The organism is Microbacterium sp. SORGH_AS_0862 (assembly GCF_030818795.1).
GTDB lineage: Bacteria > Actinomycetota > Actinomycetes > Actinomycetales > Microbacteriaceae > Microbacterium.
In genome coordinates, this window is the sequence record NZ_JAUTAY010000001.1 from 2874737 (window position 1) to 2893287 (window position 18551).

General features: G+C 69.7%; 20 protein-coding genes. 9 read left to right on the forward strand and 11 right to left on the reverse strand.

The window, feature by feature from the left end; genetic code table 11:
- Nucleotides 1-123: 123 nt before the first annotated feature.
- From QE377_RS14050 to xseA, 7 genes are read right to left on the reverse strand one after another with little or no spacing between them, the layout of a single operon-like run.
- The gene (locus QE377_RS14050) at nt 124-780 is read right to left on the reverse strand and encodes a response regulator transcription factor (protein WP_137417490.1); all 657 of its coding nucleotides are present in this window, start codon (nt 778-780) and stop codon (nt 124-126) included.
- On the reverse strand, nt 777-2222 hold the full coding sequence (locus QE377_RS14055) for a cell wall metabolism sensor histidine kinase WalK (RefSeq protein WP_307324352.1): 1446 nt from the start codon (nt 2220-2222) through the stop codon (nt 777-779). Before QE377_RS14055 ends, QE377_RS14050 begins: the two co-directional genes overlap by 4 nt.
- A 38-nt stretch (nt 2223-2260) precedes the next feature.
- Nucleotides 2261-3655, reverse strand: coding sequence for an aspartate ammonia-lyase (locus QE377_RS14060; RefSeq protein WP_307324355.1), 1395 nt, complete (start codon nt 3653-3655; stop codon nt 2261-2263).
- Nucleotides 3656-3691: 36 nt separating this feature from the next.
- Nucleotides 3692-4300: a carbonic anhydrase gene (locus QE377_RS14065; protein WP_137419149.1), complete on the reverse strand. Its 609-nt coding sequence runs from the start codon at nt 4298-4300 to the stop codon at nt 3692-3694.
- 38 nt (nt 4301-4338) lie between these two features.
- Nucleotides 4339-4977 (reverse strand): DUF4245 domain-containing protein, encoded by a 639-nt coding sequence (locus tag QE377_RS14070; protein WP_307324358.1) that lies wholly within the window; start codon nt 4975-4977, stop codon nt 4339-4341.
- Nucleotides 4977-5207, reverse strand: coding sequence for an exodeoxyribonuclease VII small subunit (locus tag QE377_RS14075; RefSeq protein ID WP_373459535.1), 231 nt, complete (start codon nt 5205-5207; stop codon nt 4977-4979). The genes QE377_RS14070 and QE377_RS14075 overlap by 1 nt, the downstream gene beginning before the upstream one ends.
- 10 nt (nt 5208-5217) lie before the next feature.
- Nucleotides 5218-6510, reverse strand: a complete 1293-nt coding sequence (gene xseA / locus QE377_RS14080; RefSeq protein WP_307324362.1) for an exodeoxyribonuclease VII large subunit — start codon at nt 6508-6510, stop codon at nt 5218-5220.
- 88 nt (nt 6511-6598) lie between these two features.
- On the opposite strand from xseA, the gene QE377_RS14085 reads away from it, so the two are divergent.
- The 4 genes from QE377_RS14085 (at nt 6599) to QE377_RS14100 (ending at nt 9653) form a co-directional block, all read left to right on the forward strand.
- Nucleotides 6599-7624: a 4-hydroxy-3-methylbut-2-enyl diphosphate reductase gene (locus QE377_RS14085; RefSeq protein ID WP_249223651.1), complete on the forward strand. Its 1026-nt coding sequence runs from the start codon at nt 6599-6601 to the stop codon at nt 7622-7624.
- Entirely contained in the window at nt 7621-8184 is a 564-nt protein-coding gene (locus tag QE377_RS14090) for a DUF6264 family protein (protein ID WP_307324365.1), read from the forward strand. The genes QE377_RS14085 and QE377_RS14090 overlap by 4 nt, the downstream gene beginning before the upstream one ends.
- The gene (locus QE377_RS14095; RefSeq protein WP_307324370.1) at nt 8181-8723 is read left to right on the forward strand and encodes an MOSC domain-containing protein; all 543 of its coding nucleotides are present in this window, start codon (nt 8181-8183) and stop codon (nt 8721-8723) included. The genes QE377_RS14090 and QE377_RS14095 overlap by 4 nt, the downstream gene beginning before the upstream one ends.
- A gap of 345 nt (nt 8724-9068) precedes the next feature.
- The gene (locus QE377_RS14100; RefSeq protein ID WP_307324372.1) at nt 9069-9653 is read left to right on the forward strand and encodes a TetR/AcrR family transcriptional regulator; all 585 of its coding nucleotides are present in this window, start codon (nt 9069-9071) and stop codon (nt 9651-9653) included.
- A 51-nt stretch (nt 9654-9704) separates the two neighbouring features.
- Here QE377_RS14100 and fbaA read toward each other — a convergent pair whose 3' ends face one another.
- Nucleotides 9705-10736, reverse strand: coding sequence for a class II fructose-bisphosphate aldolase (gene fbaA, locus QE377_RS14105; RefSeq protein ID WP_137417482.1), 1032 nt, complete (start codon nt 10734-10736; stop codon nt 9705-9707).
- 192 nt (nt 10737-10928) lie between these two features.
- Here fbaA and glpX point away from each other — a divergent pair, with 192 nt between their 5' ends.
- Together glpX and QE377_RS14115 are read left to right on the forward strand one after the other, a co-directional pair.
- Complete coding sequence (glpX, locus tag QE377_RS14110) at nt 10929-11918, forward strand: class II fructose-bisphosphatase (protein ID WP_307324376.1); 990 nt, start codon at nt 10929-10931, stop codon at nt 11916-11918.
- Between the two features lie 250 nt (nt 11919-12168).
- A complete protein-coding gene (locus QE377_RS14115; RefSeq protein WP_307324378.1) occupies nt 12169-12849 on the forward strand; it encodes a hypothetical protein in 681 nt (226 codons plus the stop codon).
- Between the two features lie 491 nt (nt 12850-13340).
- Here QE377_RS14115 and QE377_RS14120 read toward each other — a convergent pair whose 3' ends face one another.
- The 3 genes from QE377_RS14120 to QE377_RS14130 form a co-directional block, all read right to left on the reverse strand.
- On the reverse strand, nt 13341-14312 hold the full coding sequence (locus QE377_RS14120) for an NAD-dependent epimerase/dehydratase family protein (RefSeq protein ID WP_307324383.1): 972 nt from the start codon (nt 14310-14312) through the stop codon (nt 13341-13343).
- Nucleotides 14313-14375: 63 nt separating this feature from the next.
- Complete coding sequence (locus QE377_RS14125; RefSeq protein WP_307324386.1) at nt 14376-15668, reverse strand: DNA recombination protein RmuC; 1293 nt, start codon at nt 15666-15668, stop codon at nt 14376-14378.
- Nucleotides 15669-15703: 35 nt separating this feature from the next.
- Entirely contained in the window at nt 15704-16291 is a 588-nt protein-coding gene (locus tag QE377_RS14130) for an exonuclease domain-containing protein (RefSeq protein ID WP_307324393.1), read from the reverse strand.
- A gap of 291 nt (nt 16292-16582) precedes the next feature.
- Between QE377_RS14130 and ychF the strand changes: the two genes are divergently transcribed.
- From ychF to QE377_RS17385, 3 genes are all read left to right on the forward strand, one after another.
- Nucleotides 16583-17656, forward strand: a complete 1074-nt coding sequence (ychF, locus tag QE377_RS14135) for a redox-regulated ATPase YchF (RefSeq protein WP_234075039.1) — start codon at nt 16583-16585, stop codon at nt 17654-17656.
- Nucleotides 17657-17687: 31 nt separating this feature from the next.
- A complete protein-coding gene (locus tag QE377_RS14140) occupies nt 17688-18005 on the forward strand; it encodes a glutamyl-tRNA amidotransferase (RefSeq protein ID WP_307324394.1) in 318 nt (105 codons plus the stop codon).
- Nucleotides 18006-18142: 137 nt separating this feature from the next.
- A complete protein-coding gene (locus tag QE377_RS17385; protein WP_373459536.1) occupies nt 18143-18490 on the forward strand; it encodes a ribonuclease E inhibitor RraB in 348 nt (115 codons plus the stop codon).
- Nucleotides 18491-18551 lie beyond the last annotated feature (61 nt).

The following is an 18551-nucleotide window of genomic DNA, read 5'->3' on the forward strand; positions in this document are numbered from 1 at the left end:
GGCATCACGGGTTCGGGTCCCGTGGTCTCTCTGTGGCCCCCGGCGTCCCCCAGCGCCGGGGGCCTTCTTCGTGCGCGGGCGCGCCGGATCACCGGCCGTCGGGCCGGTGCGGATGCGGGGCGCTCACTCCCAGCGGTAGCCGGCGCCGCGCACCGTGACGATGCGCTCGTGACCGAACTTGGCGCGCAGGTAGCGCACATACACGTCGACCACGTTCGAACCCGGGTCGAAGTCGAGCCCCCAGACGCGGCTCAGCAGCTGCTCGCGGCTGAGCACCTGACCGGGGTGGCGCAGGAACTGCTCGGCCAGGGCGAACTCCCGCGCCGAGAGATCGATCTCGCGGCCCTCGACGCTCGCGCGCCGCGAGAGGACGTCGAGGATGACGTCGCCGTGGACGATCGCGATGCTGCCGGTCGCGACGTTCTCACGCAGACGCGAGCGCACGCGCGCGAGGAGCTCGTCGAACTTGAACGGCTTCGGCACGTAGTCGTTCGCGCCGGCGTTGAGGCCGTCGACCGTGTCCCGGGTGCTGCTGCGGGCGGTCAGCATGATGACCGGCAGGTGCGAGCCCTGACCGCGCAGATGCCGGAGCACTTCGAACCCGTCCATGCCGGGCAGCCCCACATCCAGCAGCAGGAGATCGATCTCGCCCGAGAGCGCACGCTCGAGAGCGTCGTCACCGTCCTCGACCACCTCGGTGGCGAATCCCGCGGACTCCAGTCCCCGCTTCACGAAAGCAGAGATGCGGGGTTCATCCTCCGCGATCAGGATCAAGGTCATGTGGTTGCCTCTCGCTGCAGAACGACGTCGCCGGCGCGCACGGGCGTCGGGACCAGAGTGGACGGATGGCCGCTGGTCGGCACACGCACCGTGAAGGTTGCGCCGCCGCCGGGAGTGTCGGTCACGTCGACGGAGCCGCCGTGGGCCTGCGCGATCGCCTCGACGATGGCGAGACCCAGACCCGAGCCCTCGACGGAGCGGTTCGCGTCGACGCGTGCGAAACGCTGGAAGATCCGGCGCCGGGCCGCAGGCGGAATCCCCGCACCGTGATCGCGGACCCACAGCCGCGCCTCGCCCTCGACGACGTCGCTGCCGACCTCGATGGGGCTTCCGGCCGGCGTGTACTTCGCGGCGTTGTCGGCGAGCTGCAACCAGGCCTGGGTGAGCCGGTCCGCATCCGCCACCACCACACCTCGCGCGCTCCGGGCGAGGGAGAAGGGATGGCCGGAGATGGCGGAGACGAGCTCGCCGACGCGCTCCGTGAGCGTTCCCAGATCGACGGGGCGCATCTCGAACTGATCGCCCTGCGCCGAGGACAGCAGATCGATGTCGTCGACGAGACGCGTCATCCGGTCGAGCTCGGAGATCCCCATCTCGCGGATGCCGATGACATCCTCGCGATCGTCGACGTTCATCATCTCGAGGTGGCCGCGCACGATCGTGATCGGCGTCTTCAGCTCGTGCCGGATGTCGTCGAGCAGCTGTCGTTGGCTGCTGACGGAGGCCTCGAGGCGGTCGAGCATGGAGTTCATGGTGCGGGAGAGGTCGGCGATCTCGTGGTCGCCCTCCTCGGGAACGCGCGTGCCGAGATCGTCGAGCGTCACCGCATCCGCCGCTTCGCGCAGCTGGCGCAGAGGCGAGAGCAGTCGGCCGGTGAAGAACCAGCTCGCGAAGCCGAGCGCGGCCATGACGACCACGGCGGCGATGACGTACGTCATGATCGACGCCTGGAAGGGCGCCATCTCGGCCTCCATGTCGACGCCGCGCAGGTAGATGCCCGTCTCGCCGCCGATCTGCACCGGCAGCGCCACGTAGCGCACCTCGCCCTGGTCGGTGGAGACCGTGCCCAGCACGATGTCGCTGCCGGTGACCGCCTTCGTCGCCGCGGCGACGACCGCCGGGTCCTCGATCGCGTGGAACAGGTTCCCCGCGGACGGGGCGACGACGATCTCACCGTCGACGACGCCGACGACCCCCTCGGTCTGCGAGGGCAGGAAGCCGGTCACGGTGCGCGTGAGGTAGATGCCGGGGGACGGAGCATCGCCCACGGGTCGCAGGGCCTGCACCTTCTCGATCAGGCGGTCGTCCACGTCGTCGACGAGACGCGCCCGCTGGATCCAGAAGGAGACCCCGCCCGCGACGATCAGCCCGACGCACGCCACAAGGAGGATCGCCCCCAGAGTCTTCACGCGCGCCGAGAGCATTCTCGGCGTCTGCTTCACCTTCCGATTATGTCCCGTCGGGCGGTTTCGCGTGTAGCTCAGCCCGGGTGGGTCATCGAGAGCAGATCGAGCTTCTCGTCGAGCTGCGCCTCGGTGAGTTCGCCCCGCTCCACGTATCCGAGAGCGACGACGGCCTCGCGGACCGTGATGCCCTCGGCGACCGCGTGCTTGGCGATCTTGGCCGCGGCCTCGTAGCCGATGAGCTTGTTCAGCGGCGTGACGATCGAGGGCGACATGCCGGCGTAGGCCGCCGCGCGCTCGCGGTTGACCTCGAGGCCGCGGATCGTCTTGTCGGCCAGCACACGCACGGAGTTCGCGAGCAGACGGATCGACTCGAGCAACGCGGTGCCCATCACGGGGATCGCGACGTTCAGCTCGAACGAGCCGGATGCGCCCGCCCACGCGATCGTGGCGTCGTTGCCGATGACCCGCGCGCACACCATCAGCGTGGCCTCGGGAACGACCGGGTTGACCTTGCCGGGCATGATCGAGGAGCCGGGCTGCAGGTCGGGGATGTGCAGCTCGCCGAGACCCGTGTTCGGGCCCGAGCCCATCCAGCGCAGGTCGTTGTTGATCTTGGTGAGCGAGACCGCGATGGTGCGGAGGGCTCCGGATGCCTCGACCAGTCCGTCGCGGTTGGCCTGTGCCTCGAAGTGGTCCTTCGCTTCGGTGATCGGCAGCTCGGTCTCTGCGACGATCAGCTCGATGACCTTCTGCGGGAAGCCGAGCGGGGTGTTGATGCCGGTACCGACCGCGGTGCCGCCCAGCGGGACCTCGGCGACGCGGGGGAGCGTCGCCTGCACGCGCTCGATGCCGAGGCGGATCTGACGGGCGTAGCCGCCGAACTCCTGGCCGAGGGTGACGGGCGTCGCATCCATGAGGTGCGTGCGGCCCGATTTGACGACATCGCTCCAGGCTTCCGCCTTCTCCTCCAGCGACACCGCGAGGTGGTCGAGGGCAGGGATCAGCTCGTCGATGATCTCCTGCGTCACCGCGATGTGCACCGAGGTGGGGAACACGTCGTTCGAGGACTGCGAGGCGTTGACGTGGTCGTTCGGGTGGACCGTGGAGCCGAGGTCGCGCGTCGCCAGCGTGGCGAGCACCTCGTTCATGTTCATGTTCGACGACGTGCCGCTGCCGGTCTGGTAGACGTCGATCGGGAACTGGTCGGCGTGCTCGCCGGCGATGATCCGGTCGGCGGCACGCGCGATCGCGTCGGCGATCTGCGCGTCGAGGGTTCCGAGCTGCTTGTTCGCGAGCGCCGCGGCCTTCTTGATCCGCGCGAGCGCCACGATCTGAGCCGGCGCCAGCGCGTCGCCCGAGATCGGGAAGTTCTCGACGGCGCGCTGGGTCTGCGCGCTGTAGAGAGCGGATGCGGGAACGCGGACCTCGCCCATCGTGTCGTGTTCGATGCGGTATTCGGTCTCAGCCACGGGTGTCTCCTCTGACGGTCTGCGGGCGGAAGGTGGTCAGGCGGCGGATTCGGTCGCGGCGCCGACGATGAAGTCGGGCTCGGCGACGCCCTTCGCGAGACGGTAGTTCACGCCGACGATCGCGAGCGAGCCGTCGGCCACGGCGGCGCTGATGAGCTCCGACGAGTGCAGCAGCTCGGTCACGGTGTCGCGCAGGTGCTCGCGGCCCACGTGCTCGGCGTCGACCGTGGCGGCGTTCGTGCCCTCGGCGACCTGCACACGGCGCACGGCGGGCACGATGGGCGCGACCTGGCGCCAGATGCGCGGGGGCAGTGCGGGCGCGTCGGGCGAGGTGCTGTCGATGGCGGCGCGAACGGCACCGCACTCGTCGTGGCCGAGCACGACGATGAGCGGGGTGCCGAGCACCTCGACCGCGTACTCGAGGCTGCCGACGACCGAGTCGGAGATGACCTGACCGGCGTTGCGCACGACGAACAGGTCGCCCAGGCCCTCGTCGAAGATGATCTCGGCGGCCAGACGCGAGTCGGAGCAGCCGAACAGCGCCGCGCGCGGGCGCTGCCCCGATGCGAGCTCGTGACGGCGCTCGACGTCCTGTCGCGGGTGGCGCGGCGTGCCCGAGACGAAGCGGGCGTTGCCTTCGAGCATCTCGGCCCAGACCTGGGCGGGGGTGGGGTGGGTGTCGGTCACGGTGTCTCCTCGCGCAGCTGAAGGATGGTGTCGGTGACGGTCGTGGCCAGCTGCTCCGCGGTGTCGGGCGTGGCCGTGCCGTACACAAGGATCTGGTCGGGTCCCGCAGGGGTCGCGAGAGCGTACGACACGCCGCCGGCGGAGCGGGCGTCTGAGATCTCGTAGCGCTGCCACTCGATGCCGTCGATGGTCTCGGTGCCGGTCGGGGCGGCGCCGTTGAGCGTGCGGGCCACCCACCCCGCATCCGCGTCGAAGGCCTGAGCGATGTTGATGTAGCTCTCGGCGTCGGGGACGTAGACGATCGTGAAGGCGGGCACGCTGTTGCCCTCGAGCTGCGCCTGGTTCACGCGCCAGTTCTCGGGAACGTCGGGGGAGATGACCGGGCGACCGTAGGCGTCCGCGAAACCGTCGGCGATCTCGGCGACGTCCACCGCGGGCGCGGGGGCCGGGTTGCCACGCGGCACGGCGAAGATGATCACGATCACGACGCCGAGCGTCGCGAGCAGTGCGGCGATGAGGTTGCGGAACGTCTGGCTCGAGCGGTAGATGCGCGAGGACTCCGCCTTGCGGGCGGCGGTCTCGTCGGGCGTCTCGGGGCGTCCGAGCTCGGCGACGACGCGGGGTCCTCGGGCCATCAGAGTTCGCCCTCGGCGCCGGAGCGCGCCGCATCCAGTCGACGCTTGGCGCCCAGCAGCCACTCCTCGCACCTGGCCGCGAGCGCCTCGCCGCGCTCCCACAGCGAGAGCGACTGCTCGAGGGTGGGCGAGCCCTGCTCGAGCTCGGCGACGACACGCACGAGCTCGTCACGCGCCTGCTCGAACGACAACGACGCGATCTCGGGAGCGGTCTCCTCGGGCGCGGACATGGCTTCCATCCTAGGCGTCCGTCGCCGCCGCAGACGTCTCGGGCACCTCGCCGCCGGAGGTGGCCGCGAACGAGCCGCGGGCGACCGTGACGGTCAACTCCGTGCCCTCGGGAGCCTGCGCCGCATCCCGCACGATCACGCCGCCCGCGACGTGGGCGATCGCGTAACCGCGGGCGAGTGTGGCGCCGGGCGAAAGGGCACGCAGCGAGGCGCGCAGCTCGGCCGTCTGGCGGGCCGCATGGGTGTGGGAGCGGTCGATCGTGTCGCGTCCGCGCGCCGCGAGCAGCTCGATCTCGTGGGCGCGCCGCTCGAGAAGCGCATCGGGGTCTCTGAGCACCGGACGAGAGCGCAGCTGCTCGAGCTGCGCGATGTCGTGCGAGACCCGCATGCTGAGGCGTGAGCCAAGGCGCGCCCGCAGCTGGCGCACGAGGGTGCGCTGCTCTCCCACATCCGGCACGACGCGCTTCGCGGCGTCCGTCGGCGTCGAGGCGCGGAGGTCGGCGACGTCGTCGAGCAGGGGGTGGTCGTTCTCGTGCCCGATCGCCGAGACGACGGGCGTCATGGCCGCGGCGACCGCGCGCAGGAGTCGTTCATCGCTGAAACCCAGCAGGTGCTGCGGGTCGCCGCCGCCGCGGGCGATGATGATCACGTCGACGTCGGGATCGGCATCCAGCTTCTGCAGCGCGGCGATCGTCTCGGGCACGCACCGATCGCCCTGCACCGCGGCGTACTCGGTGCGGAAACTCACCTGCGGCCAGCGCAGCTCGGCGTTGCGGTGCACGTCTTTCTCCGCATCCGATCGCTCACCCGTGATGAGCCCGACGAGGTGCGGGAGGAACGGAAGCGGCCGCTTGCGCTCGGGGGAGAAGAGCCCCTCGGCGCGCAGCCTGGTGCGCAGCTGCTCGATCGCGGCGAGCTGATCGCCGATGCCGGTGTGCCGCATCGCGGACACCAGGACGCTGAAGTCGCCCGTGCGCACGAAGTAGTCGGATTTGACGCTCGCGACGACGCGATCGCCCACCTTGAGGTCGTCGGGCAGGCGCTGCAGCGTCGACGACCAGATGCGGAACGACACGCTCGCGTCGCCGGTCAGGTCTTTCAACCTGCCGTAGACGTTGCCGCCGCGCACGTTCCACGACGTGATCTCGCCCTCGACCCACACCGAGCCCCAGGAGGAGATGAACGCCCGGATCGTCTCGTTGAACCGGGCGACGGATGTGGGCGCTTCGCGGGTGGCGTCACGGGGATGGACGTCATCACCGTGCGGGGCCTCGGGCGCCGCATCCGGTGCGAACCTCGTCATGCATCCTCCGTCGCTCGGCCTCTGCCCAGCACGCGCCCGTAGAATCACGGGCGTGAGCTCACCCGCCGTGCACCTTCCCACCCCCCGGATGCCGGCGCGCAGCGGCCGGCTTCAGGATATCCCGGTCGTCGGACGTAAGAGAGTGCTGCTGGCAGCCCCCCGTGGGTACTGCGCCGGCGTCGACCGTGCGGTCATCGCCGTCGAGAAGGCGCTCGAGCGCTACGGCGCACCCGTCTACGTGCGCAAGCAGATCGTGCACAACGTGCACGTCGTGACCGAGCTCGAGGCCAAGGGGGCGATCTTCGTCGAGGAGGTCGACGAGGTGCCCGCCGGCGCCCACGTGGTCTTCAGTGCGCACGGCGTCTCGCCCGCCGTGGTCTCGGCCGCCGCCGACCGCGGCCTGCAGGCGATCGATGCGACCTGTCCCCTCGTGACCAAGGTGCACCGCGAGGCCGTGCGCTTCGCCCGCGACGACTTCGAGATCCTGCTCATCGGTCACCTCGGACACGAGGAGGTCGAGGGCACCGCCGGCGAAGCGCCCGAGCACGTGACGATCGTGAACTCGCCCGCCGACGCCGACACCGTCGAGGTGCGCGACCCCGACAAGGTCGTGTGGCTTTCGCAGACGACCCTTTCGGTCGACGAGACGATGGAGACCGTGCGCCGCCTGCGCGAGCGGTTCCCGAACCTGCAGGATCCGCCGTCCGACGACATCTGCTACGCCACGCAGAACCGCCAGGTCGCGATCAAGAAGGTCGCGCGCGACGCGGATCTGGTCATCGTGGTCGGCTCCGCGAACTCGTCCAACAGCGTGCGCCTCGTCGAGGTCGCCCTCGAGCACGGAGCCAAGGCCGCCTACCGCGTCGATTACGCGGAGGAGGTTCGCCAGGAGTGGCTGGACGGCGTCGCCACGGTCGGTGTGACCAGCGGCGCCTCCGTGCCCGAGGTGCTCGTGCAGGAGGTGCTCGACGTGCTCGCCGGTGCCGGCTATGCCGACGTCGCCGAGGTGCGCACCGCCGAGGAGGACCTCATCTTCTCGCTTCCCAAGGAGCTGCGCCGCGACGCATCCGGCGCGACCGACGCCCGCGCCCGCGGCGGACGGGGGCGCGCATGAGCGACGAGCGCCCCCGCCCCCAGTACGGCGAGTACGCGACGCCCGAAGAGCAGCGCGCCCGCATCCGCCAGCCCGACGCGACGTTCGACCTCGACGCGGGCAAGGCTCCGGATGCGGCGCCGCCCGCACCCGCCCCGACTCCTGCTGCGGGCCCCGCGGCGCGAAACCCCCGATCCATGGACCGCGTGGCCACGATCGCGCTGCTCGCCCTCGGCCTGTTCGAGGTGCTGCGCTCGATCCCCGGCTTCGTCGACCCCAACGAGCTGCTGACGCAGCTCCTGACGCAGTTCGGTGTGGATGGGGGACTGACGGATGCGGCCGGCGCCCGAGCATGGGGAGCGGCAGCCGCCATCCTGCTCGCGGTCGGTTGGTTCGCGACCGCGGCCGTCTCGGTGTGGAATCTGCGCGCCGGACGCCTGAGCTTCTGGATCCCGCTCGTGGGCGGCGTGGTCTTCACGCTCCTGGCGAGCGTGCTCCTCGTCGTGCCGCTGATGTCGGACCCCGGCCTCATGCAGCAGATCGGCGGCATCACGCCCCTTCCGACCCCGAGCGCCACATGACCGCCCGCATCGTCGCCGTCTGCGCCGTGCACGCGCTGATTCCGGATGCGGGCACGATCGGCGTCACCGCGATCGACAAGCGTCCGCTCGACGGCGCGGTGCGCGTCGGCCCGTACGGGGTGCGCGGCGACGTTCAGGCGAACCGCAAGCACCACGGCGGCCTCGAGCAGGCCGTGTATGCCTACGCACAGGAGGACGCCGCGTTCTGGGAGAGCGAGCTGGGGCGTGAGCTGGCCCCCGGCTGGTTCGGCGAGAACCTGCGCACCGAGGGCATCGACGTCAACGCGGTCGTGATCGGGGAGCGGTGGCGCATCGGCGACACGCTCGAGCTCGAGGTCACGCGTCACCGCAACCCCTGCCAGACCTTCGCCCGCCGCCTCGGCGGTCCGGAGGCTCGCGGCTGGGTCAAGCGCTTCGCTGACGAGCGTCGGCTCGGCCCCTACTTCCGCGTGGTGAAGTCGGGCGCGATCTCCGCGGGTGACGAGATCGTCGTGCTCTCGCGACCGGCGGGAGCCCCGGGGTTGCTCGACGGCGTCTGAACGCGCCGCGTCGCTCGCGACATGGCGATTCGCCCGTGGGTTCGCAGCAGCCAGGGCATCACGAGGTAGACGGCGACGGGGACGACCACGAGTGTCAGAACCAGGGCCCGCAGTGCGGGGTGCCAGCCCTCGGTGAAGGGTGACAGCGCAGTCATTCCCACGGCGACGAGCGGGAAGATCGCGATCCAGGTGAGAAGCGCGCGCACGTGCACGCTCGGTGCCGCGGGGCGAGGGGTGGTGTTCGGGTCGGTCATCACATCTCCAACTGTTCGTTTGGAGATGAACCTAGACCGGCGCGTGCAATTTTGCAACTGAATAGTTGGAGTCTCGTCTAGACTCGTTCGCATGGCCTGGGACACCGAACGTACCCGGCGGCAGCTGTTGTCCGCCGCGACCGCGGAGTTCGCCGAGCACGGTCCCGCCGGTGCGCGCATCGACCGGATCGCGGAGGCCGCCGGAATCAACAAGGAGCGGATCTACTCCTACTTCGGCAACAAAGACGCTCTGTTCGAAGCCGTCATCGTGCACGAGCTCGCCGAGGTGTTCGAAGAGGTACCGCTCGAGGGTGAGGGGCCGCAGGCCATCGGTGCGTACGCTGCGCGTCTGTTCGACCGGATCGTGCGCAAGCCGGAGATCGGCCGCTTGATGGCCTGGGAGGGTCTGGTGCGCGGGGGAGACGTGCCGGGCCGCACCGTTCGAGAAGAGCATTGCCGTTCGAAGGTGGGCGCGGTGCAGCGAGCGCTTCCCGGCGTCTCGAAGTCGGATGCGGGGCAGCTGCTGCTGACCGTGGTCACGCTCACCGACGGATGGGCGGTGTTCCCGCAGCTGGCCGAGATGTTCACCGCGGACCGTTTCGGCGATCGGCGCGACGCGGTGCGGCGGCTCGCCGAGCGTGAGGCGGCCGCGGCGATGGAGCGCGCCGCATCCTGAAACGCGGAATGCCCCGGCCGGAGCCGGGGCATTCGCGGTGAGGACGTCGGGTTAGGCGCCGAGCGACTTGCCGGCGGAGCCGAGCTGCTGCGTCGCCTCGACGACGCGGGCGGCCATGGCCGACTCCGCGACCTTGCCCCAGGCGCGCGGGTCGTAGGCCTTCTTGTTGCCCACCTCGCCGTCGACCTTCAGGACACCGTCGTAGTTCGAGAACATGAAGCCCGCGACCGAGCGGGTGAACGCGTACTGGGTGTCGGTGTCGATGTTCATCTTCACGACGCCGTTCGCGACCGCGAGGGCGATCTCTTCCGGGGTCGAGCCGCTGCCGCCGTGGAACACGAGGTCGAGGGGCTTCGGGCCGGTGCCGAACTGCGCAGCGATGCCCTCCTGGATCTCACCGAGGAGTTCCGGACGCAGCTTCACGTTGCCGGGCTTGTAGACGCCGTGCACGTTGCCGAAGGTCAGCGCCGCGATCCAGCGGCCGGCGTCGCCGAGACCGAGGGCCTCGACGGCCTTGGCCACATCCGCCGTGGTCGTGTAGAGCGCCTCGTTCGAGCCCTCGTGCTTCACGCCGTCCTCTTCGCCGCCGACGACGCCGATCTCGACCTCGAGGATCGCGTTGATCGCCTTGATGCGGGGCAGCAGCTCCTTGGCGATCGCGATGTTCTCGTCGAGGGGAACAGCCGAGCCATCCCACATGTGCGACTGGAAGAGCGGGTTGCGGCCGGCCTTGACCTCTTCTTCGGATGCGGCGATCAGCGGCAGCACGAAGTCCTCGAGCGCGGGCTTGGGGCAGTGGTCGGTGTGAAGGGCGACCGTGATCGGGTAGTTCTTGGCGACCTCGGTGGCGAACTTCGCGAAGGCGATCGCGCCGGTCGCGCGACCCTTGACGGTGTGGCCGGCGAAGTAGTCGGCGCCGCCGGTGGTGACCTGGATGATGCCGTCGGAACCGGCTTCCGTGAGGCCCTGCAGGATCGCGTTGATCGACTGCGAGCTCGCCGCGTTGATGGCCGGGTACGCGAAGCCGCCCGCCTTCGCGCGGTCGAGCATCTCGGCATACTGATCGGGTGTTGCGACGGGCATGTCCGCTCCTTGCTGTGTGCAGTGGTTACCCGTCACTCTATCGAAGGGGATGCGGGCGACCGGGTGCTGCGGGCGCCAGGAATATCGCCGCGGGGCGGTGGATTTCCTCCTGCTGAAAGAACGTCGAATTCTTCGCGACTTCGGAGGCGAAAGTCGCGTCCGCTCTGCGGGATCCTGCTTAGGCTGGGCCGCATGGTGAGCCTTACCGCGGACATGAGCCCGCTGCATCCCGACCGTAACCTCGCGCTCGAGCTCGTGCGTGCGACGGAGGCTGCGGCCATCCGCTCCGTTCCCTTCATCGGGCGCGGCCAGAAGGAGATGGCCGACGGGGCGGCGGTCGACGCGATGCGCGCCTTCCTCACCACCGTGAACTTCGACGGTGTGATCGTCATCGGCGAGGGCGAGAAGGACAACGCGCCCATGCTCTTCAACGGCGAGCACGTCGGCACGGGACGAGGACCGAAGTGCGACATCGCGGTCGACCCGATCGACGGCACCTCGCTGACCGCCGCCGGACGCAACAACGCGCTCTCCGTCATCGCGGTCGCCGACCACGGCGCCATGCTCGATGCGTCCAGCGTCTTCTACATGGACAAGCTCGTCACCGGTCCCGCCGGCGTCGGCGTCGTCGACATCCGCCTGCCCATCGGCGAGAACATCCGCTTGCTCGCGAAGGCGCTCGGCAAGCCCGTCGACGAGATCGTCGTGTCGGTGCTGCACCGTCCGCGCCACGATCAGCTCATCGAGGAGATCCGCGAGGCCGGCGCCGGAACCCGCCTGATGAGCGACGGCGATGTCGCCGGCGGTATCAACGCCGCCCGCCACAACGCCCGCACCGACATGTGCGTGGGGATCGGCGGGAGCCCCGAAGGCATCGTCACCGCCTGCGCGATCAAGGCGCTCGGCGGCCACATCCAGGGCCGTCTCGCGCCGCGCAACGACGACGAGAAGCAGCGCGGGATCGACGCGGGCCTCAAGGTCGACGGCACTGTCTACGAGGCCGAGGACCTCGTCAAGGGCAAGAACACGATCTTCGTCGCCACGGGCGTGACCGACGGTCAGCTGGTCGCCGGTGTGCGCCGCGAGGGTGAGCACATCTACACCGAGAGCGTCGTGCTGCGCGGTGCCTCCGGCACCCTCCGCCGCATCTCGAGCGAGCACCTCACCTCGAAGTGGCTGTGACGGTCGAGGGCTGAGCCTCTGACCTGAGTCTCTCGGGAGGTGAGCCCGGTCGGCATGTCCCACTTTCTGCAGCGCATGTCCCACTTGCGGCAAGTTCAGGGGCTGATCTGTGCAGAAAGTGGGACACGCTTGCAGCCGACGGGATGATGGGTCGATGACTACTCGGCGGATGACCCCTCGGCTCCCGCTCCTCGGCGGGGAAGTGCCCGTGTTTCCGCGAGGCCGCAACCCCCGTCCGCTCGGGTGGGGTGTGGTTCTGGCCTCCGTCGTCGTCGGTCTCATCGCCGCTGTCAGTGACGAGCTGAGCCAGCGCATCCTCTTCGGGGCCTTGGCGGTCATGCTGATGGTGATCGGGATCGCGCTGCTCATCACGTTCCGGGGCGTCGTGTCGCGTGCGCTGACCATCGACGATCGACCGGGATGCCTATGCTTCGTCCCCCTGCGGGTGGGATCGATCCCGATGCTCTTCATCGCCGTCTCGCTGCTGCTCCCCGCCGCCGCGCAGCTGTTCATCGATCTGAACGGACTGCCGGCGCCGTGGGGGCCGCGCCTGACACGCAGCGGGCCCTACATCCTCGGCGTCATCGGGATCGCCACGCTCGTGGTGCGGATCGTGCGACTGCGCGTCCCCGCGGGGCTGACACTCACGTCGCGCGGCCTGACGGGCATCCGCGGATGCGGCGCGCTGGACTGGTCATGGGAAGAGCTGGCGCAGGTGTCGGTCGTTGCGGCCCCCGCAGCCAAGCTCTCGCTGCTACGCGCGGGCGGCGCGCCGCTGATCACGGCGCCCTCCCTCAGCCTCGGTTCCGACCCGAACCTCGTGGCAGTGCTCGTGGAGTTCTATCGGCAGCATCCGGAACACCGCGACGCTCTCGATGCCGGCGGCGTCGAGGCGGTGCGTCGCGCAGAGCAGGTGCTGCGGCCGGACTGATCTCCGCTGCGGTGCGGCACGGGGCGATAACCGCAACAGATGGGACATGCCCGGCGCAGGCTTGCGCACTGCCCCCTTTGGTTCGGTTGCCTCGGGTTCGTGTCTCAGTTGTTCACGGCTTGGGGGCGTGCAGCGTGCACAAGTGAGACACGGATGCGGGGGCGGAGCGCAAGCCTCCGGGGCGGCTGCATCGGCAGATGGCAGAATGAACGACGTCGTATCACCGTCGATATCGATCTCTGCACCGAGACGAAGGGACGAACGATGTCCGCAGCCCAGGAGAACGCGCATCCGCACACCGGAGCGCTCGCCGTCGTCGCCGACGCCGTGGCGGTCAACAACCCCGACCCCGCCCGTCGCCCCGACGTCCTCTTCCGTGTCCGTCGGGAGGAGGGCCACCAGCCGAGCCCGTGGTGGGCGATCGCGCGCGTTCGTCGGTGTGTCCGCTGTTGTTCTCCTGCTGCTGAGCTTCGTGCCCGGCGGCGCCTGACCTACCGCTGCAGCTGCGCGAGCAGCTCGCGCTCCTCCTCGTCGGTGAGCCCCGCTCCCGACACGACTGCCCCGCCGAGCACATCGGCGAGGGTCGATTCCAACGGTCGACGATCGAGTCCCGCGCCCACGGCGCGGGCCGTTGACCGCGCGTTCATCCCGTACCACGTCTCGTCACGCAACCAGAGCGGCAGCGACCGCGGCCCGGACCACTCGTTGACGCCTTGCGCCGCGAGCCAGTCTTCTGCTGCCGTGACCACCTCGCCGCGGTGCCCGGCGGCAGCTTTCGCCGCCTCAAGGTGCTCGGGGAGCGGATGCGGCTCGCCCTGGGCATTGAAGGCGCCCGATCCCGCGCCCTCCGCGAGTCGCACGAGCCACGCGGCGAGGTCTCGCACGTCGATCAGCGCGGTCGGCAAGCCGGGTGCGTCGGGCGCCAGCACGACACCGTCGGGGTTCGACGGAGCGGCGAAGCGGCGCGGCCAGTACGTGCTGCGTCCTGTCGGGTCGCCCGGACCGCCGATGAGCCCGGGGCGAACGATGGCCGATCGGTCGGTGCCGAAGACCTCGCGCACCGCATCCTCGCAGGCGACCTTGGCGCGCCCGTAGTCCTCGGGGTCGGTCATCACGTCGACGTCGAGAGGATCCAGCAGCGTCGCCGACTCGTCCGCGCCGATCTCTGCCTGGCTCGCGTACACGTTGCACGTCGAGACGAAGACGTACCGATGGGCGCGCAGCCCGCGCGTGGCGCGCCGCACCTGCCCGGGCTGGCGGGACACGTCTATCACCGCATCCCATCGCGTGTCGGCGAGGGGCGCGAGGCCGTCGGGGTCGTCGCGGTCGACGCGAACGTGCCGCGCTCCATCCGGAACGTCCGTGCCGCGGGTCGCGCAGGTGACGTCGTGGCCGGCGGAGATCGCGGATGCGGCCGTCGTGCGTCCGAGCCACGCGGTGCCGCCGAGAACGAGGAGCTTCATACGCTCATCGTCGTCGGGAACGCGCGCCCGCGCAGGCGTATCCGCGACGGGCGAACACGCGTGTCAGGCGGGGGATGCCGGCAGCTGTGCCCCGTCGGCGGAGGCGTGCTCTTCCGCGTCGTCGGATGCGGCCCGCCGCACCTCGTCGAGAGCAGCGGTGAACTCTGGGGCGCTCAGCCGACGCGGCGTCGACTCGAGCGCGGCGGGGGAGGCGACCGCATCCAGCTTGGTCTCGTCGATACCCGGGAAGCGTCGCGCGGTCACCAGGACGCGGCTCTCGAGCGAACCCACGAACCGGTTGTAGCCGTCGACCGTGCGCTCGATGCCGCGACGCAGGTCGTCGATGTGCTTGGTGAGCCCGCCGAGTCGCTCATAGAGCTGTGTGCCCAGCGTGAACAGCTCGCGGGCGTCGTCGGAGACCGCCTCCTGCGTCCACGTGTAGGCGACCGTGCGGAGCACCGCCCAGAGGTTGACGGGGGAAGCGAGCGCGACGCGCTGGCGGAACGCGTAGTCGAGCAGTGCGGGGTCTTCGTCGAGCGCCGTCGCCAGCAGTGCCTCGTTCGGCACGAAACAGATGACGAACTCGGGGCTCGATTCGATTCCCGCCCAGTACTGCTTCTTCGCGAGCGCGTCGATGTGGGCGCGCAGAGCCTTCACGTGCTTGTCGCGGAGCGCGCGGCGGCGCATCGCGTCCTCGCCCTGAGCGGTCTCGGCGATCGCCTGCGCCTCGATGAACGCGTCGAGGGGCACTTTGGCGTCGACGGCGATGGCCTTGCCGCCGGGGAGCCGCACGATCATGTCGGGGCGACCCGAGCCCGCATCCGAGCCGATCGATGACTGCACGTCGAAGTCCACGTGGCGGGTGAGTCCCGCCGCCTCGACGACGCGGCGCAGCTGCACCTCGCCCCACACGCCGCGGGTGCTCGTCGAGCGCAGCGCCGAGGAGAGTGACGCGGTCGTGTCGCGCAGCAGGTCGTCGGTCTCCTGCGCGCGGCGAAGCTGCTCGGCCAGAGCACCGTACTGGGCGTGGCGCTCTCGCTCGAGGTCGTCGACCTTGATCCGCACCTGCGCGAGGGTGTCGCGGACGGGGGCGAGGGCGGCCACGACGGCGTTCTCGCGACGATCGCGGTCGTCGCGTTCGCGTTGTTCGGCGCGCTGACGCTCCACGAACTCGCGGTACAGCCCACCCTGCCGCTCGAGTTCGGCGCGCGCCGCCGCAGCGGCGGATTCGGCGGCCGCGGCGCGGGCCGAGAGCGCGCCCTGCTGACCGGAGGCGCGGGCGTGCGCGGCGAACCAGCCGAGGGCGATGCCGGCCGCGAGGCACAGCGCGGCGACGAGGAGGATCACGGGGTCCATGAGCACAGCATGCCCGGAGCCGCGGACATCGCCGGTCAGGCGGCCGCGGCGACCGCCGTGTCGATCTCGCAGATCCGGATGCGGGAGGCCTCGGCGAGGGCGTCGATGTCGGGCGCATCCCAGCGCCGCGCGGCATCGATCATGATGGCAGCGGACGCGGCCGCATCCGCTGTCGCGTCGTGGTGGCGGAACTCCGCGAAGCCCGCCTCGGCCGCGACGATCGGCAGCCGGTAGCTCGGCAGGTCGTAGGTGCGGCGCGCGAGCTGCAGGCTGCAGGCGTAGCGGTAGGGCGGGCAGATGTCGCCGGTCGCGGCGCACGCGCGCCGCAGCACCGCCATGTCGAACCCGGCGTTGTGCGCGACGAGCACGTCCGCGCCGGCGAACGCCGCGATGTCGTCGAGCTGCTCGCTCCAGCCCTTCGCGTCCACCACGTGCTCCGGGCGGATGCCGTGGATGCCGATGTTCAACTCGAAGAAGCGATCGTGACCCTCGGGCGGACGGATCAGCCACCCCGCGGTCGCGACGATGCGGCCGCCGCGGACGCGGGCCAGACCCACCGCGCACGCCGAAGCGCTGGAGGAGTTCGCCGTCTCGAAGTCGATCGCGGTGAAATCCAGTGACACGCTCTCACCCTCACCCGGATGCCCGCGACGCCCGGTGAGGCGCGCCGGGGTCGGGGCATCCGGGGCTGCGTGGTGGGGCTGGTAGTCCGGGCGGTGGTTGCTCGGGCGTACGGACGTCGGAGATTCGGCGTTACGTCGGAGGTTTTGTGCCGCATCCTCCGAAATTCGTGCGTTCCTCCGAGCTGCGGATGCGGCGGGCTGGCTCGTGTGGCGCGCGCTGGGGCGGACCGGGCGCGCCAACCCAGCGCCCCCGGCGGGTGCCGAGCCGTGGGACGCCTAGACTTGATGCCCGTGGCTCTTACCATCGGAATCGTCGGGCTGCCGAATGTCGGCAAGTCCACCCTGTTCAACGCCCTGACCAAGAATCAGGTGCTCGCGGCGAACTACCCGTTCGCGACGATCGAGCCGAACGTGGGTGTCGTCAACCTGCCCGATGCGCGCCTCGACAAGCTCGCCGAGATCTTCGGCAGCGAGCGCATCCTGCCGGCTGCCGTGTCGTTCGTCGACATCGCGGGCATCGTGCGCGGCGCGAGTGAAGGGGAGGGGCTCGGCAACAAGTTCCTCGCCAACATCCGCGAGGCCGACGCGATTGCGCAGGTCGTGCGCGGATTCGCCGATTCCGACGTCGTGCACGTCGACGGCAACGTCGACCCGAAGAACGACATGGAGACCATCAACGCCGAGCTGCAGCTCGCAGACCTCGACACCCTCGAGCGCGCGATCACGCGATACGAGAAAGAGGTGCGCGGCAAGAAGCTCGAGCCGATCGTCCTTGAGACGGCGCAGGCAGCGAAGGACGCGCTCGAGCGCGGGCAGCTGCTGTCGGCATCCGGAATCGACCTGGCTCCCATCAAGGAGCTCGGCCTGCTGACAGCGAAGCCGTTCATCTTCGTCTTCAACGTGGACGAGGACGTGCTCACGGATGCGGACCGCAAGGCCGAGCTCGCAGCGCTCGTCGCCCCCGCGCAGGCGGTTTTCCTCGACGCGAAGATCGAGTCGGAGCTGATCGACCTCGACCCCGAGGAAGCCGCTGAGCTGCTCGCGTCGACGGGCCAGGACGAGTCGGGTCTCGACCAGCTCGCGCGTATCGGTTTCGACACGCTGGGCCTGCAGACCTACCTCACCGCGGGTCCGAAGGAAGCGCGTGCCTGGACGATCGGCAAGGGCTGGAAGGCGCCGCAGGCCGCCGGCGTCATCCACACCGACTTCGAGAAGGGCTTCATCAAGGCCGAGGTCATCTCGTTCGACGATCTCGTCGCGACGGGATCGGTCGTCGAGGCCCGTGCGAAGGGCAAGGCACGCCTCGAAGGCAAGGACTACGTCATGCAGGACGGCGACGTCGTGGAGTTCCGCTTCAACAACTGAGCGAGCCGCGCGGACTGGCACTATCGCTTCCATGGCCGAGCTCCTTGTCGAAATCCACGTGCCTTTGACGCCGAGCGGCGTGCCAGAGGGCGAGTACCCCTTTCCCTGGATCGATTCCGTGATGGAGTTCCTCTTCGAACTCGACGGGTCGAAGGGCGAGATGTTCGATGACGGAGAGCAGCTCGGTGATGAGTATCTGTTCTTCGTTCACGGCGCGCCCGAGGCGGATCTCATCGCATTGGCCCGCGAGGTAGCAGCCCTGCCCGGTGTGCCTTCGGGCGTCTACGCGACCGTGACGGACACCGATGCCGATATGGGTGGCGGCACCCGCGTTGAACTCGACGGATGACCGGGAGAGCGAGGTCGTCGAGTTCACTTCCTCGCAGCATCCGGCGAGCAGGCATGCGTGCCCGGTTCGCTGACGCGATCATGGGCCGAAGATAGGGCTTTGCCACAGCCGAGTCGGCCGACCGACAGAATGTCCGTATGCGTGCTTCGTCCCCTTCCGACCACCTGGCCAACTGGCTGGCTCAGAAGCAACAACGGCGCGAGCTCGGTGACCGACTCGAGCAGCACCGAGAGCTCGATCACTTCTTCTCCTTTCGGAGAAGGTCGAATGCGGAGGCCGCGGCTCAGGCGCTCGCAGATGCGGACTTCCGAGTCTCCGTCGAGCCGGGGCTGCTGCGTACATCCTTGACCGCCTCCAGAGATGATGCCCTCACCGACGCCGATGTTGCGCGCGTCATCCATGAATTCGTGGGTATCGCCGCGACGCACGGAGGTCGCTACGACGGATTCGGCGGAACCATCGTTCCCGTGGATGAAGAATCATGACAGGCGACTCCCCAGAGCGGACGTGCTTCGAGGTCAGCGAACGACCTCTGGCAGTTCTACG